This is a genomic window from Bradyrhizobium sp. Leo78, assembly GCF_059512425.1.
This window is the reverse complement of the sequence record NZ_JCAMOT010000019.1, coordinates 30,394-46,311: the sequence shown is the minus strand read 5'-3', so window position 1 is coordinate 46,311 and position 15,918 is coordinate 30,394. Positions and strand designations below refer to the sequence as shown.

Below are 15,918 nucleotides of genomic sequence, written 5' to 3'. Positions count from 1 at the left end.
CATTCCGGGGCACGCGAAGCGTGAACCCGGAATCCATCGGGAGGCTCACGCAAGCGGAGAAATGGATTCCGGGCTCGATGCTGGCGCATCGCCCCGGAATGACAGGCCCCTTAATCCGCTTTTTCGCTGAACGTCGCGCGGAAAGGGTGGGCGGGATAGACGCCCACGATGCGGAATTCGCGGGAGAAGAATTTCAGCTCTTCCAGCGCAAAGGCCAGTCCGCGATCATACGGATGGCCGTCGACGTCGGCATAAAATTGCGTCGCGAAGAAATTGCCGTCGACCATGTAGCTTTCGAGCTTGGTCATGTTGACGCCGTTGGTGGCAAAGCCGCCGAGCGCCTTGTAGAGCGCGGCGGGTAAATTGCGCACCCGGAAAACAAATGTGGTGACCAGGGGGCCTGAATCCTGCTCGGCCCATTTGGCTTCGCGTGCCAGCACCACGAAGCGGGTGGTGTTGTGGGCTTCGTCCTCGATGTCCTCGGCGAGGATATCAAGGCCATAGATGTCGGCGGCAAGGCGCGAGGCGATGGCGGCGACGCTCTTGTCGCCGCGTTCGGAGATGTCGCGCGCGCTGCCTGCGGTATCGCCGGCGACGATCGGCCTGACGCCGAGCTTGCGGATGATGCGCCGGCACTGGCCAAGGGCGTGCACATGGCTCTCCACGCTCCTGATGTCGCCGAGCTTCGTCCCCTTCACAGCCATCAACTGATGCCGGACCGGCAGGAACCATTCGCCGACGATGAAGAGGCCTGAGGCCGGCAACAGATGGTGGATGTCGGCGACGCGGCCGGCGACCGAGTTCTCGATCGGGATCATGCCGAGATCGGCCTCGCCTGAGGAAATCGCCGACAGCGCGTCCTCGAAGGTCGCGCACGGCATCGGCTCTGCGTCGGGATAGGCCTCGACGATCGCGATGTGGGAATTGGCTCCGGGCTCGCCCTGAAAGGCGATTTTCAGCTTCTTGGTCATGGCGGGGGTTTTAGCAGCGGTTCAGGTTTTCGCCAGTATGCGCCGGGCGGTTTCGAGGTCGGCCGGGGTGTCGACGCCGCGCGGCACGGTGTCGACAATGGTGACGTCGATCCGCATCCCGGCCTCCAGCGCGCGGAGCTGCTCGAGTTTCTCCTGCTGTTCCAGGGGCGAGGGCGGCAGCCGCACGAAGCGCTCCAGCGCGGCGCGGCGATAGGCGTAGAGGCCGATATGATGGTAGCGCGGGCCGTCGCCGTACGGCGCGGTGGCGCGGGTGAAATAGAGCGCGCGCAGCCGCCCTGCCGTGATCGGCGAGCCGACCGCCTTCACCACGTTCGGGTTGAGGCTCTCCTCCTCAGTGTGGATCTCGGAGGCGAGGGTGGCGATATCGACTGCGGGGTCGTCCAGCGGTGGCAGCACGCCGCGGATCGTGTCCGGCGCGATGGTCGGAAAATCGCCCTGCAGGTTGACCACGATCTCGGCGTTGCCGGCAGGATCGAGCGTGGTCGCGGCCTCAAAGATGCGGTCGGAGCCGGAGGGGTGATCGGCGCGGGTCATCACCACCTCCCCACCGGCGCTCCTGACCGCCGCGGCAATCTCCGGCGTGTCGGTTGCGACCGCGACGCGGCCGATATCGGCTTCGATTGCGCGCCGCAGTACGTGCACGATCATCGGCTGGCCGGCAATGTCGAGGAGCGGCTTGCCCGGCAGCCTCGTGGCCGCCATGCGGGCGGGAATCAGCACCAAATTCCGCGGGTCGGACATCTATTCAAAACCCTGCCGGAGGCAGGAAACAGGGTGGGGACGGGACGAAAGTCGGCGCGTTTATACGGGTTGCCAGAGCGCAGGCAAACCGATATCTCCACTCTGCTCGGGGGAGGCGCGACGAGGGCTGATTCCGAGGCTCACCCCCGCGGCCGTTCGGCCCGCCTGAAGTCGACATTTTCGGCCTGGAGCCTGATCCGAAATGGACTCCTTCGAACTCAACAAGATTCTGGGTGCGATCCTCGGCACCTGCCTCATTATCCTGGTGACGAGCTTTGCCGCGCAGGCGGTGTTCACGCCCAAGCCGCTGGAGAAGCCCGGTTTCGAGATCGCGGTGAAAGAGGAGAGCAAGGGCGGACCGGCGGAAGCCGCCGCACCGTCCGAGCCGATCGAGAAACTGCTGCAGACCGCTTCTGTGGAAAAGGGCGCCGCGGCCGCCAAGAAGTGCGCGGCCTGCCACACCTTCGAGAAGGGCGGCCCGAACCGGGTCGGCCCGAATCTCTTTGGCATCGTCGGCGAGCCGAGGGGCGAGGGACGCGGGTTCAACTTCTCGGCCGCGATGAAGGCCAAGGGCGGCACCTGGACCTTCGACGACCTCAACAAGTTCCTCACCAACCCGAAGGGTTTCATCCCGGGCACCGCGATGGGTTTCGCCGGTATTCCGAAGGACAGCGAGCGCGCAGACGTGATCGCCTACCTGAACTCGCTGTCGGATCATCCCCAGCCGCTGCCGACCGCGCAGAAATAGCATTTCCCTCATGGATTCAATCGGAACGGCCAGGCATTGCCTGGCCGTTTCCGTATGGGTCGCATCTTTGTCAGCGGGACGTTTCGCCGCAGACGTGATGGCCCCCAGGCTTCCAAGATGAGGAAAAAGCAACATAATCCGCCGAAACCTTGCCCTATATTACGCACTTAGTGCGTAACCCCGGTTCACGACAGGAAGCTCCCTTTGGCCATTACCCGACGACACCTTCTGCAGACCGGCGCGGTGGCCGCGCTGACCCCCATCATGGGCGTGGCAGCCGGCATCCCGGTGATGTCGAGCGCGCAGGCGGACCCGGGAGGCAGCGAGCCAGCGTGGCGCCACGCGCTGTCGCTGTTCGGCGATATCAAATATCCGGCCGGCTTCCAGCGTTTCGACTACGTCAATCCGGATGCACCGAAAGGCGGCGTCGCGCGGATTATCTCGCTCGGCACATTCGACAACTTCAACGTCGCGGTGATGGGCGTGAAAGGTTCGATCGCACCGGCCGCGATCATGATCTATGAGACGCTGATGTCGCGCTCGCAGGACGAGATCGCGACCGAATACGGCCTGCTCGCCGAAAGCGCGGCCCATCCCGACGACTACAGCTGGGTGATCTACCGGCTGCGCAAGGAGGCACGCTGGCACGACGGCAAGCCGGTGACGCCGGAAGACGTCATCTTCTCGCTCGAGACGTTGAAGAAGCAAAGCCCGTTCTATTCGTCCTACTACCGGCACGTGGTAAAGGCCGAAAAGAGCGGCGAGCGCGACATCAAATTCACCTTCGACACTCCCGGCAATCGCGAACTGCCGCACATTGTCGGCGAACTGCTGGTGCTGCCGAAGCATTACTGGGAAGGCACGGACAGCCAGGGCCGCAAGCGCGATATTTCCGCGACCACGTTGGAGAAGCCGCTCGGTTCGGGCGCTTACCGGATCGCCGATTTCGTCGCCGGCCGTTCCGTCCGGCTCGAGCGCGTGAAGGACTATTGGGGCGCCAAGTTGCCGGTCCAGGTCGGCCAGAACAATTTCGACGAGCTGCGTTTCGAATTCTTCCGCGACAACGTCGTCGCGCTCGAAGCTTTCAAGGCCGACCAGGCGGACTGGATCACCGAGAACTCGGCGAAGCAGTGGGCGACCGCGTACGACTTCCCGGCCGTAACCGAGAAGCGCGTCGTCAAGCAGGAATTTCCGATCAACGATTCCGGTCGCATGCAGGGCTTCGTGCTCAACCTGCGCCGCGATCAATTCAAGGACGCCCGCCTCCGGCGCGCATTCAACTTTGCGTTCGATTTCGAGGAGATGAACAAGCAGCTCTTCTATGGTCAGTACAAGCGCATCAACAGCTATTTCGAGGGTACGGAATTGGCTTCGTCCGGCTTGCCGCAGGGGCAGGAGCTCGAACTCCTCGAGACCGTGCGTGACAAGGTGCCGCCGGAAGTCTTCACGACGCCGTACACGAACCCTGTCGGTGGCAATCCCGAAGCGGTGCGCGCCAATTTGCGCGAGGCGACCAGGCTGTTGAAGGAAGCCGGTTTCGAGGTGCGCGAGCGCAAGCTGGTCGATCCGTCGGGCAAGCCGGTGACCGTGGAGATCCTGGTGCAGGATCCTTCCTCGGAGCGGATCGCGCTGTTCTTCAAGCCGTCGCTGGAACGCATCGGCGTCACGACCTCGATCCGCGTCGTCGACGACGTGCAGTACGAGAACCGCATCCGCAGTTTCGATTTCGACATCATCACCGACCTCTGGGGCCAGTCGCTCTCGCCCGGCAATGAGCAGCGCGAATTCTGGGGGTCGCAGGCCGCGGATCAGCAGGGATCCAAGAATACCATCGGCATCAAGAACCCGGCAGTGGATGCGTTGATCGAGAAGGTCATCTTCGCCAAGGACCGGGCCAGCCTCGTCGCCGCGACCAAGGCGCTGGACCGGGTGCTGCTCTGGAATTTCTACGTGGTGCCGCAGTTCGGCTATCCCTACGCGCGCTATGCGCTCTGGGATCGCTTCGGCCATGCGGAACTGCCGAAATACGCGCGCTCCGGCCTGCCCTCGCTGTGGTGGTACGACGCGGAGAGGGCGAACCGGATCGGCAAACGGTCTTGAGGGATTTTTCGCGCATGGCGCTATTCACCCGTCGGCACGCGCTCGGCTTCGGTATCGGTGCGCTATGCGCGACGCGGCTTCGTCCGGCATCCGCCGATAACGGCGTCGACATGCACGGCATGTCGGCGTTCGGCGACTTGAAATATCCCGCCGACTTCCACCATTTCGACTATGTCAACGTGAATGCCTCCAAGGGCGGCACGTTCTCGCTGATCCCGTCGGTCCGCGCCTACAATCAGTCCTATTTCACGTTCAATTCGCTCAACGCCTACATCCTCAAGGGGGAGGGCGCGCAGGGCATGGACATGACGTTCGCGACGTTGATGGGGCGCGCCAACGACGAGCCCGATGCGATGTATGGGTTCGCGGCGAAGTCGGTGCGGATTTCGCCCGACAAGCTCACCTATACTTTCACGATGCGGCCCGAGGCGCGGTTTCACGACGGCTCGAAGCTGACGGCGCAGGACGTCGCCTTCTCGCTGAACACGCTGAAGGAGAAGGGTCACCCGATGATCCTGGTTCAGCTCCGCGACTTCATCAAGGCCGAGGCGCTCGACGATGCCACCGTCGTCGTCAGCTTCGCGCCGAAGCGCGCGCGCGACGTGCCGCTCTATGTCGCGAGCCTGCCGATCTTCTCGAAGGCCTACTATGCCAACCGGCCGTTCGAGGAATCGACGCTCGATACGCCCCTCGGCTCGGGGCCGTACAAGGTTGGCCGCTTCGAGGTCAACCGCTTCATCGAATATGACCGCGTCAAGCACTGGTGGGCTGCCGATCTTCCGGTCTGCCGCGGCAGCTTCAATTTCGATACCGTCCGCTACGAGTTCTATCGCGACCGCGACGTCGCCTTCGAAGGCTTCACGGGCAAGAACTATCTCTACCGCGAGGAACTCACCGCGCGCATCTGGGCAACGCGCTATGATTTTCCTGCGATCAAGGATGGCCGCGTCAAGCGCGAGCTGTTGCCGGACGAGACACCGTCGGGCGCGCAGGGCTGGTTCATCAACATGCGCCGCGACAAGTTCAAAGATCCGCGCGTGCGCGAGGCGCTGATCTATGCCTTCGATTTCGAGTGGACCAACAAGACCATCATGTACGGCGCCTATGCGCGCACCCATTCGCCGTTCCAGAATTCGGACATGATGGTCTCCGGCCCGCCGTCGCCGGAAGAGCTGGCGCTGCTGGAGCCGTTCCGCGGGCAGGTGCCGGACGAGGTGTTCGGCATGCCCTTCGTGCCGCCGGTGTCGGACGGTTCGGGGCAGGACCGGGCGCTGCTGCGCAAGGCGGCGCAATTGCTCAACGAGGCCGGCTGCGTCGTGAAGGATGGCAAGAGGTTGCTACCGAACGGTGAGCCCTTCACCATCGAATTCCTCAACGACGAAGCCTCGATCCAGCCCCATCACGGGCCGTACATCAAGAACCTTGGCGTGCTCGGCATCGACGCCACCTTCCGGCTGATCGATGCCGTGCAGTATCGCGCGCGGCTGGAGGATTTCGATTTCGACATGACCATCCAGCGCTTCTCGATGTCGGCGACCCCGGGCGATGTCATGCGGGCGTTCTTTTCGTCGCAGGCTGCCAGCACCAAAGGCTCCTATAACCTCGCAGGCATTTCCAGCCCTGTGATCGATGCGCTGGTCGAGAAGATCATCGCCGCCGAGACCAGGGCGGAACTGACCACCGCCTGCCGCGCCTTCGACCGCGTGTTCCGTGCCGGGCGCTATTGGGTGCCGCAGTGGTACGCCAACACGCACAAGGTGGCCTATTGGGATCTGTTCGCCCATCCGCCGAAGCCGGCGCGCTATGCACAAGGCGTGGGAGCGCCGGATAACTGGTGGGCCGACCCGGCCAAGGCCGGTAACGCCGAACAGGCGAAGTAAGACATGAGCGCCTATATCGCCCGCCGCATTCTCCTGATGGTGCCGACGCTGCTCGGCATCCTCTTCGTGTCTTTCGTGGTCGTGCAGTTCGCGCCGGGCGGACCGGTCGAGCGTGTGCTGGCCCAGCTCTCCGGCGCCGATACCGGCGGCTCCTCGCGAGTCTCGGGGTCTTCCGGCGGTGATTTTGCCGCGCGTGCGCCGGGCGGCGCCTCGGCGGATGCGGTGAGTTCGAAGTACCGCGGTGCGCAGGGCCTCGATCCGGCCTTCATCAAGAACCTCGAAAAGCAGTTCGGCTTCGACAAGCCGGCGCCCGAGCGCTTCCTGCTGATGGTGTGGAACTTCGCTCGCTTCGATTTCGGCAAGAGCTATTTTCGCGACGTCAGCGTGATCCAGCTGATCAAGGAGAAGCTGCCGGTGTCGATGTCGCTCGGCATCTGGATGACGCTGCTGACCTACCTGATCTCGATCCCGCTCGGGATCCGTAAGGCCGTGCATGACGGCTCGCGGTTCGACACCTGGACCTCGGCGGTGGTCATCATCGGTTTTGCGATTCCCGGCTTCCTGTTCGCGATCCTGCTGATCATCCTGTTCGCCGGCGGCTCGTTCTTCAACCTGTTCCCGCTGCGCGGGCTGACCTCGGACGGCTGGTCGCAGTTCCCCTGGTACTGGAAAATCATCGACTATTTCTGGCACATCACGCTGCCCTTGATCTCGATGGCGCTGGGGGCGTTTGCCACCATGACGCTGCTGACCAAGAACTCGTTCCTGGATGAGATCCGCAAGCAGTATGTCATGACCGCGCGCGCCAAGGGCTGCAGTGAGCGGCAGGTGCTGTACGGCCACATCTTCCGTAATGCGATGCTGATCGTGATCGCGGGCTTTCCGAGCGCGTTCATCCACGCCTTCTTCTCCGGCTCGCTTTTGATCGAGACCATCTTCTCGCTCGACGGGCTCGGCCTGCTCGGCTTCGAGAGCGTGCTGAACCGCGACTATCCTGTCGTGTTCGGCACGCTGTTCATCTTTTCGCTGGTCGGTCTGGTCGTGAACCTGATCTCCGATCTCGCTTACATGTGGATCGATCCAAGGATCGATTTCGAGGCGAGGGAAGTCTGATGACGATGCTTGCGCCCCAGCCGGTCGAGACCACCACGCAATCGCCACTCGGCGAAGCGGTGCCGCCGAGCCGCCATCCCTTCGAGCCGTCGCCGCTCAACAAGCGCCGCTGGCAGAACTTCAAGGCCAACCGCCGGGGCTACTGGTCGTTCTGGATCTTCCTCGCGCTGTTCGTGATCTCGCTGTTCGCCAACTTCATCGCCAATGATCGTCCGCTGATGGTCCGCTATGACGGTCGGCTCTATTGGCCGGTGCTCTTCAATTATGCGGAGACGACGTTCGGCGGCGATTTCGAGACCACGGCGGATTACCGCGATCCCTATTTGCAGAAGCAGATCGCGGCCAAGGGCGGCACCATCATCTGGCCGCCAATCCGCTATTCCTACGACACCCACAATCTCGATCTGCCGACGCCGGCGCCGTCGAAGCCGACCTGGCTCCTGACCGAAGCGCAGTGCAAGGAGGTGGTCGAGAGGAAGCAGCTCAGCGGCTGCCGCGACCTCGAATACAACTGGCTTGGCACCGACGACCAGGGCCGCGACGTGGTGGCACGCCTGATCTATGGTTTCCGGATTTCGGTGCTGTTCGGCCTGACGCTGACCATCCTGTCCTCGATCATCGGCGTCGCCGCCGGCGGCGTGCAGGGCTATTTCGGCGGCTGGATCGATCTGACGTTCCAGCGCCTGATCGAGGTCTGGACCGCGATCCCCTCGCTCTATCTGCTGCTGATCATCTCGGCGGTGCTGCCACCGGGCTTCTTCATCCTGCTCGGCATCCTCCTGTTGTTCTCCTGGGTGTCGCTGGTCGGCCTGGTGCGCGCGGAATTTTTGCGCGGGCGCAATTTCGAGTACATCCAGGCGGCGCGCGCGCTCGGCGTCTCCAATGCGGTGATCATGTTCCGCCACCTGTTGCCGAACGCGATGGTGGCGACCATGACCTTCCTGCCGTTCATCGTCTCGTCCTCGGTGATGACGCTGACCGCGCTGGACTTCTTAGGGTTTGGCTTGCCGCCGGGCTCGCCTTCGCTCGGTGAACTGCTGGCGCAGGGCAAGGCCAATGTGCAGGCGCCGTGGCTCGGCTTCACCGGCTTCTTCTCGGTCGCGATCATGCTCTCGCTGCTGATCTTCATCGGCGAGGCCGCGCGTGACGCCTTCGACCCGCGCAAGACGTTCAGGTAGAGGGCCGCATCATGGACGCCATCAACCAGCCGCTGCTCGATGTCCGCGACCTCTCGGTCGCCTTCGGCCCGTCAATCGCGGTCGACCATGTTTCGTTCTCGATCAAGCGCGGCGAATGCGTCGCGCTGGTCGGCGAATCCGGCTCGGGCAAATCCGTCAGCGCATTGTCGGTCCTGAGGCTGTTACCCTATCCGGCCGCGTCCCATCCTTCCGGCAGCGTCCGGTTCAAAGGGCGCGACCTTCTTACCGCCTCGGAGCGCGAGATGCGCGAGGTGCGGGGCAACGACATCTCGATCATCTTCCAGGAGCCGATGACCTCGCTCAATCCGCTGCACACCATCGAGTCGCAGATCGGCGAGATCCTGTCGCTGCACAGCGGTGTGCGCGGCGCGGCGGCGCGGGCGCGCACCATCGAGCTCCTGACGCAAGTTGGCATTCCCGAGCCGGAAACGCGGCTGCAGAGCTATCCGCATCAGCTTTCCGGCGGCCAGCGCCAGCGCGTGATGATCGCGATGGCGCTCGCCAACGAGCCCGACCTTTTGATCGCAGACGAGCCGACGACGGCGCTCGACGTCACCGTGCAGGCGCAGATCCTGGCGCTGCTGGCCGAAATCCGCACCCGGCTCGGCATGAGCATGCTGTTCATCACCCATGATCTCGGCATCGTCCGCCGGATCGCCGATACCGTCTGCGTCATGAATGGCGGCAAGATCGTCGAGCATGGTCCGGTCGAGCAGGTCTTCACCGCGCCCAAGCATCCTTACACCCGCGATCTCCTCGCCGCGGAGCCGAAGCCCGATCCGGCGCCGCCGCGCCCGGACCAGCCGGTGGTGATGTCGGCGGATAATCTGAAGGTCTGGTTCCCGATCAAGCGCGGATTGCTGCGCTCGACTGTCGGTCATATCAAGGCGGTCGACGGCGTCAGCATCGCCGTGCGCAAGGGCGAGACGCTCGGCGTGGTCGGCGAATCCGGCTCCGGCAAGACCACGCTCGGGCTCGCGCTGCTGCGATTGATCTCCTCCGACGGGCCGATCGTATTCTTGGGTAGCAATATCCAGGGCCTGCGCTTCAAGCAGATGCGGCCGTTCCGCCGCGACATGCAGATCGTGTTCCAGGATCCGTTCGGCGCGCTGAGCCCGCGCATGTCGGTCGGCGACATCGTGGCCGAAGGGTTGACCGTTCATCAGCGCCAGTTGTCGGCCGAGGAGCGCGAGGCGCGGGTGATCAAGGCACTGACGGATGTCGGCCTCAAGCCGGAATGGCGCTTCCGCTATCCGCATGAATTTTCCGGCGGCCAGCGCCAGCGCATCTCGATCGCGCGCGCGGTGGTGCTGGAGCCGAATTTCGTGGTGCTCGACGAGCCGACCAGCGCGCTCGACATGCTGTTCCAGGCGCAGATGGTCGACCTCTTGCGCGAATTGCAGCGCAAGCGCGACCTCACCTACATGTTCATCTCGCACGATCTGCGCGTGGTGGCGTCGCTCGCCAGCCATCTGATCGTGATGAAATCCGGCAAGGTCGAGGAGGAGGGCCCGGCCTCCGAACTGTTCAAGAACCCGAAGAGCAACTACACCCGCGCCCTCTTCGCCGCCGCCTTCCGCCTGGAGACGGCAGGCAATGGTGCCGTGGCGACGTAACTCCATGCTGGCCTGTCTCGAGTCGCGTTGAGGGAGCCGCGGGCTCGGTTCACCTCTCCCCAGCGGGGAGAGGTCGATTTGCGCAAGCAAATCGGGTGAGGGGGGCAGGTCCCTCGAGAGAGCGGAGCCCCTCACCCGGCGCTGCGCGCCGACCTCTCCCAATGGGAGAGGTGAAGGAGCGCCATCGTTAGTCCATAACCCGGGGTCCGCCGGTGGGACCTTGACGCAGCTGTCCCGGGTTGCGCTGCGCTCCACCCGGGCTACGAGTTAAAGCCGCTTGATCGCGACCACGTCGCTGCCGGCGGCCTTGATGCGGGCGATGGCTTCCGTGGTGTGCTCGATCACGGTTGCCATGTGATGCGCATTGGCATGCACGATCGTGGTCGCATCGCGCACGATGGCGACATGGCCCTTCCAGAAGATCAGGTCGCCGCGTTGCAGTTTCTTTGCTTCCGCCGCGCTCAGCTCGCGCCCGAGGCCTTGCTGCTGCATGTCGCTGTCGCGCGGACAGCCGGTGCCGGCGGCGGTCAGCGCGACCTGCACCAGGCCGGAGCAATCGATACCGAGGCTGCTCTTGCCGCCCCAGAGATAGGGCGTGCCGACGAAACGTTCGGCCACGGTGACGAAATCATCCTCGATCCCGTCGATGCTGCCGACATGGCGGCGCGGCAGATACCTGCCCTCGCGCGTCACCGCGAACGTGCCGTCCTCGCGCGCGACGTTCAGCCTGGCGCCGAGCGACAGCGTCTCGACCGGCGGTAGCTTGATCGAGGGACCGGGGAACGCAAAAGTCCGCAGCGCCGTCACCTTGTGGGTCGGCGCGGCGGAAGGTTTTGCCAGTGCGGCGTCGGGCAGCCAGCCGACATAGCCGTCGCTGCCAAGCTGGCCCCAGGCGAATCCCTCGCTGTTGCGGTCATAGATGGTGACGCGCTCGCCCTTCAGAGCCTGCGTCAGCAGCGTAGCGTCGGAGCGGGGGCCGTCGCGGAGCGGTGCGAGTGCGTGCGCGATCTCGAACTCCTCGCCCGCAACGAAGCGCTCAGCGCGCACCTTGCCTTCGAGATATTTGGCTGCGATGTCGCCGCGGGAAGGTGTCAGGCGCGGATCATCCATAGCGCTGGCTCAACAGTTTGTAGATCGCGCGCGCCGCCTGGCATTCGCCGCCCTCGGGCCGCGCCGGTTTCGCGCTGGGAGTCCAGCCGTAGATATCGACATGCAGCCAGCGTTTGGCGTGCTCGACGAAGCGTTGCAGGAACAGCGCGCACGTGATCGAACCGGCGAAGGTGCCCGACGGCGCGTTGGTGATGTCGGCGGTCTTCGAATCCAGCCAGGCATCGTAGGCAGGCCATAGCGGCATGCGCCATAATGGATCATGCTCCGCTCTCGCATGCGCCGCCACCTCCGCGGCCAGCGTATCGTCCTGCGTATAGAATGGCGGCAGGTCCGGCCCCAACGCCACGCGCGCGGCGCCGGTCAGCGTACCCAAATCGATCAGGAGATCCGGCTTCTCCTCATCGGCGAGCGCCAGCGCGTCGGCAAGCACCAGCCGTCCCTCGGCGTCGGTGTTGCCGATCTCGACGGTCAGCCCCTTGCGCGAGGTGAAGATGTCGAGCGGGCGGAAAGCGTTGCCCGCGACCGCATTCTCGACCGCGGGGATCAGCACGCGCAGCCGTATCTTGAGCTTCGCATCCATCACCATCTGTGCCAGCGCCAGCACATTGGCGGCGCCGCCCATGTCCTTCTTCATGATGAGCATGCCGCTCGATGGTTTCAGATCGAGCCCGCCGGTGTCGAAGCAGACGCCCTTGCCGACCAGCGTCACCTTGGGGTGATCGGGGTTGCCCCAGGTGAAATCGATCAGCCGCGGCGCGCGGTTCGACGCCATGCCGACGGCGTGGATCAGCGGAAAATTCTGTCGCACCAGCTCGTCGCCGATGATGCAGTTGAAAGTGGCGCCGAACCGCGCCGCGACCTGCTCCGACGCCTGCGCCAACTCTTGCGGCCCCATGTCGTTCGAGGGCGTGTTGATGAGGTCGCGCGCCAGGCATGCGGCCTCCACCATGCGCGCCAGGTCTGCCGCGTCGACGCCATCCGGCGGCACCAGCTGCACGTCGGGCGCTTCCGCCTTGCGATAGCGGCCGAAACGGTAGCTGCCGAGCGCAAAGGCGAGTGCGGCGAGCCGCGTATCGTGCGGCGCATTGGCGAAGCGGTAAACGCCTGATGGCAGCAATCCGGGCAGGCTGCCCGGCCGGAACGGATCGCGCGACCGGCTTGCCTCATCCTCAAGTCCGAACAGCACCGGTGCGAGCGAACCGTCGGGCGCCGGAAGGGCGAGATATTTGCCGGGCCTGGCCGCAAAGCCATTGGCCTGCGCGAACTGCCGCGCATGCGCGGGAAGCGTCTCGCGGATCTGCTCCCAGTTCGATTTGGTGACGAAGGTGATGGGAATGGCGTTCGACACGGACGCAGTTTCGAAGATGGATGGCATGCGACTCTCATCAATGGCAGGGGCGCTGCCTAATTAACCAGACGTTAGGGTTAACAGTCTATTGCTGGTGCATTCGGCTCGTTCTTTTCGCGCGAAATTGTGAGTTAAAGCGCCATGCGTCGACAGTCCAGTCTTGCCCGCGCGCTCGCGTCGGCTGCCCTTTCGGCGCTGCTGGCGGCAAGTCTTGGCGGCTGCCAGACGCTCTCTGACGTCGCGGGCTCCTTGACCACACGGACGAGGACTGCCGCAGCCGCGCCGGATGATCCGCGCCGCGCCGTCGAATTCTATGGCGAGCGCTATCGCGCCAATCCGAAGGATGTCGACGCCGCGATCGGTTACGGTCAGGCGCTGCGTACGACCGGACAGCGGGCGCAGGCGGTCGCGATGCTGGAACAGGCCACCATCGCCAATCCCGGCAACCGGCCACTGCTCGCAGCCTACGGCCGGGCGCTTGCCGACAACGGCAATGCGCAGGCGGCGTTCGACGTGCTGAGCCGCGCGCACTCACCCGACAATCCCGATTGGCGCATCCTGTCGGTGCAGGGAACCGCGCTCGACAGGCTTGGCCGGCATGACGAGGCGCGCCGCTATTATGCGAGCGCGCTGCGCCTCGCGCCCGACGAACCGTCTGTGCTGTCCAATCTCGGCCTGTCATACATGCTGAGCCGCGACCTGCCCAAGGCGGAAGAGAATCTGCGCCGTGCCTATGCCAGCAGCCGGGCCGACAGCCGGGTGCGGCAGAACTTTGCCCTGGTGGTCGGCTTGCAGGGCCGGTTCGCGGAAGCCGAGAATATCGTCAAGGCCGACCTGCCGGCGGACGAAGCCGCCGCCAATGTCGCCTACCTCCGCGACATGCTGAAGGGCCGGGACAATCCGCGGACCGCGGCGGCGAAACCGGTGCCGATCGTCGCGCGCGACGACTGATCCGTCTCAGGCGTTCCAGCTCCAGATCCCTCGAGCATTTTCGGTTCTGATTGAATCAGAACCGAAGCTCTAGATTCTTTTTTTGACGCGTTTTCTTCACGCGAACCGGTATCCACTTCGCTCGAAAATGCTCTCGCGGGACGCGCGCAACCGCTTCAGTGCAGCTCGGTGATCCTGATGTAGCTCGGTCCGAGAATGACGATGAAGAGGCAGGGCAGGAAGAACAGGATCATCGGTACCGTCAGTTTCGGCGGCAGCGCGGCAGCTTTCTTCTCGGCCTCCGACATGCGCATGTCGCGATTTTCCTGTGCCATCACGCGCAGGCTCTGGCCGAGCGGCGTGCCGTATCGCTCGGACTGCTGCAGCGCCAGGCAGACCGACTTCACGCTCTCGAGCCCGGTGCGGGCGGCGAGGTTTTCATAGGCCGTCTTGCGGTCCTGCAGGTAGGAGAGCTCCGCCGTGGTGAGCGTGAACTCTTCGGACAGCGCGACCGATTGCCCGACGATCTCGGTTGCGACTCTCCTGAAAGCGACCTCGACCGACATGCCGGACTCGACGCAGATCAAGAGCAGGTCGAGTGCATCGGGGAAAGCGCGCCTGATCGAAAGCTGACGCTTGGTGATGGCGTTCTTCAGGAACAGCATGGGCGCCTGCAATCCGAGATACGCCGCGCCGAGGCAGATGCCGATATTCATCAGCATCGAGCCCTCCAGTTTCGCAATCACGAAAACATACAGTACGGCGCCGACCAGCATGGCGATCGGCGTCAGGGCACGGAAGAACAGAAAGGTGATGTAGGGTGCGTTGCCGCGATAGCCGGCCATGATGAGCTTGTCGCGAGCGCTCTCCTGCGCCACCCATTTGCTTAGGTTGAGGTCTTCCACGACCTTGGAGACGAATTGCCTCGGCGCCTGCCGCAGCGACGCTTTCTCCGATTTGGCCATCCGCTCGCGCTCGCGCTGGCGGATGCGCTCGCGTTCGCTCGCCACCGCCTTCATCCGCTTCTGTAGGTTCTCGCCGGCGAACAACGGCATGATCAGCGAGTAGCAGGTTGCGCTCACGGCGATCGCCGCAAGCAGCATGGTCATGAACCTGACGTCGTGGAGCTTGCTGGCCAGAAGATCAATCATGCTTCACCCATCAGAAATCGAAATTAATCATCTTCTTCATCACGAAGACGCCGATGCTCATCCAGAGCACGCAGGCGACCAGCATCAGTTGGCCGGTCGGATGGGTCCACAGCAGGGAGATGTAATCGGGTGCTGTGATATAGACGAGCGTCATGACGGTCGGGGGCAGTGCGCCGATGATGCTTGCGGAAGCCTTGGCTTCCATCGACATCGCCTTGATCTTCTCTTTCATCTTCTTGCGGTCGCGCAGCACGCGGGAGAGGTTGCCAAGCGCTTCCGAGAGATTGCCGCCGGATTTTTGCTGGATCGAGACCACGATACCGAAGAAGTTCGCTTCTGGCAGCGGCATGCTCTCGTAGAGGCGGGCGCAGGCATCGCCGAGCGGCATGCCGATGGTCTGTGTCTCGATGATTGCCTTGAACTCGCTCTTGAGCGGTTCAGGCGAGTCGCTGGCGACCACCTTGAGCGATTCAAACAACGGCAGTCCGGCTTTGATGCCGCGCACGATCACGTCGACTGCGTCGGGGAGCGCCTTGAGGAACGCTGCCTCACGGCGCTTTTTCAGGTAGCCGAGCAGCCAGCGCGGCAGTCCGAAGCCGGCGGCGAAGGCAATGCCTACTGCGCCGAGCAGTCCGCCGCCGATCACGTAGGAGAGCGCAAAGCCGATCGCTGCAAGGACGGCGGAAATGATCCAGTACTTCTGAGGCGTCCAGTCGAGGCCGGCCTGGGTCAGGCGCTTGCTCAGCGGAAGCTTCGCCTCCTTCTGCCGTCGCGCGTCGAGCTCGCGCAAGGTTCCTTCGACCTGCTCGCGGCGCGAACGCTGGGTTCGTTCGGCCTGCCGAACGGTTGCGGGTTCGGAGCGGCCGATCGAGGCGCGGCGCGCTTCCGCCTGCTTCTCCCCCGACAGCAAAGGATAGAGGAAGACCCAGCCGAGGCCGCCGACGGCGGTTGCCGCGAGGAAGGCGAGGGCAAGCGATTGCAGGTTCATCA

13 protein-coding genes are annotated in these 15,918 nt (G+C 64.0%); 7 read left to right on the top strand and 6 right to left on the bottom strand.

Annotated features, from left to right (window positions below; genetic code table 11):
- Positions 1–110: 110 nt before the first annotated feature.
- Both AC5ZG1_RS23185 and AC5ZG1_RS23180 read right to left on the bottom strand, forming a co-directional pair.
- A complete protein-coding gene (locus AC5ZG1_RS23185) occupies positions 111–971 on the bottom strand; it encodes a prephenate dehydratase (protein WP_028165088.1) in 861 nt (286 codons plus the stop codon).
- 21 nt (positions 972–992) lie between these two features.
- On the bottom strand, positions 993–1,733 hold the full coding sequence (locus tag AC5ZG1_RS23180; protein ID WP_496134172.1) for a 3-deoxy-manno-octulosonate cytidylyltransferase: 741 nt from the start codon (positions 1,731–1,733) through the stop codon (positions 993–995).
- 202 nt (positions 1,734–1,935) lie between these two features.
- Here AC5ZG1_RS23180 and AC5ZG1_RS23175 point away from each other — a divergent pair, with 202 nt between their 5' ends.
- The 6 genes from AC5ZG1_RS23175 to AC5ZG1_RS23150 all read left to right on the top strand — a co-directional run bounded on the left by AC5ZG1_RS23175 (position 1,936) and on the right by AC5ZG1_RS23150 (position 10,389).
- Positions 1,936–2,481 carry a c-type cytochrome gene (locus AC5ZG1_RS23175; protein WP_130228505.1) on the top strand — a complete coding sequence of 182 codons (546 nt, stop codon included), beginning with the start codon at positions 1,936–1,938 and terminating at the stop codon, positions 2,479–2,481.
- 204 nt (positions 2,482–2,685) lie between these two features.
- A complete protein-coding gene (locus AC5ZG1_RS23170; protein ID WP_496134171.1) occupies positions 2,686–4,581 on the top strand; it encodes an extracellular solute-binding protein in 1,896 nt (631 codons plus the stop codon).
- Positions 4,582–4,595: 14 nt separating this feature from the next.
- Positions 4,596–6,461, top strand: coding sequence for an extracellular solute-binding protein (locus tag AC5ZG1_RS23165; protein WP_496134170.1), 1,866 nt, complete (start codon positions 4,596–4,598; stop codon positions 6,459–6,461).
- Positions 6,462–6,464: 3 nt separating this feature from the next.
- Entirely contained in the window at positions 6,465–7,574 is a 1,110-nt protein-coding gene (locus tag AC5ZG1_RS23160) for a microcin C ABC transporter permease YejB (protein ID WP_130228508.1), read from the top strand.
- Entirely contained in the window at positions 7,574–8,752 is a 1,179-nt protein-coding gene (locus tag AC5ZG1_RS23155) for an ABC transporter permease (RefSeq protein WP_130228509.1), read from the top strand. The genes AC5ZG1_RS23160 and AC5ZG1_RS23155 overlap by 1 nt, the downstream gene beginning before the upstream one ends.
- Positions 8,753–8,763: 11 nt before the next feature.
- Positions 8,764–10,389: an ABC transporter ATP-binding protein gene (locus AC5ZG1_RS23150; RefSeq protein ID WP_028165095.1), complete on the top strand. Its 1,626-nt coding sequence runs from the start codon at positions 8,764–8,766 to the stop codon at positions 10,387–10,389.
- 267 nt (positions 10,390–10,656) lie between these two features.
- Here the strand turns inward: AC5ZG1_RS23150 and AC5ZG1_RS23145 are convergent, their stop codons facing one another.
- Together AC5ZG1_RS23145 and AC5ZG1_RS23140 are read right to left on the bottom strand one after the other, a co-directional pair.
- Positions 10,657–11,499 carry a C40 family peptidase gene (locus AC5ZG1_RS23145; RefSeq protein ID WP_496134169.1) on the bottom strand — a complete coding sequence of 281 codons (843 nt, stop codon included), beginning with the start codon at positions 11,497–11,499 and terminating at the stop codon, positions 10,657–10,659.
- Positions 11,492–12,874, bottom strand: coding sequence for a leucyl aminopeptidase family protein (locus AC5ZG1_RS23140; protein ID WP_496134168.1), 1,383 nt, complete (start codon positions 12,872–12,874; stop codon positions 11,492–11,494). The genes AC5ZG1_RS23145 and AC5ZG1_RS23140 overlap by 8 nt, the downstream gene beginning before the upstream one ends.
- A gap of 114 nt (positions 12,875–12,988) precedes the next feature.
- On the opposite strand from AC5ZG1_RS23140, the gene AC5ZG1_RS23135 reads away from it, so the two are divergent.
- Positions 12,989–13,798 carry a tetratricopeptide repeat protein gene (locus tag AC5ZG1_RS23135; RefSeq protein ID WP_496134167.1) on the top strand — a complete coding sequence of 270 codons (810 nt, stop codon included), beginning with the start codon at positions 12,989–12,991 and terminating at the stop codon, positions 13,796–13,798.
- Between the two features lie 155 nt (positions 13,799–13,953).
- Here AC5ZG1_RS23135 and AC5ZG1_RS23130 read toward each other — a convergent pair whose 3' ends face one another.
- Both AC5ZG1_RS23130 and AC5ZG1_RS23125 read right to left on the bottom strand, forming a co-directional pair.
- Positions 13,954–14,928, bottom strand: coding sequence for a type II secretion system F family protein (locus tag AC5ZG1_RS23130; protein ID WP_028165099.1), 975 nt, complete (start codon positions 14,926–14,928; stop codon positions 13,954–13,956).
- A gap of 10 nt (positions 14,929–14,938) precedes the next feature.
- Positions 14,939–15,916 carry a type II secretion system F family protein gene (locus tag AC5ZG1_RS23125; RefSeq protein WP_028165100.1) on the bottom strand — a complete coding sequence of 326 codons (978 nt, stop codon included), beginning with the start codon at positions 15,914–15,916 and terminating at the stop codon, positions 14,939–14,941.
- Positions 15,917–15,918 lie beyond the last annotated feature (2 nt).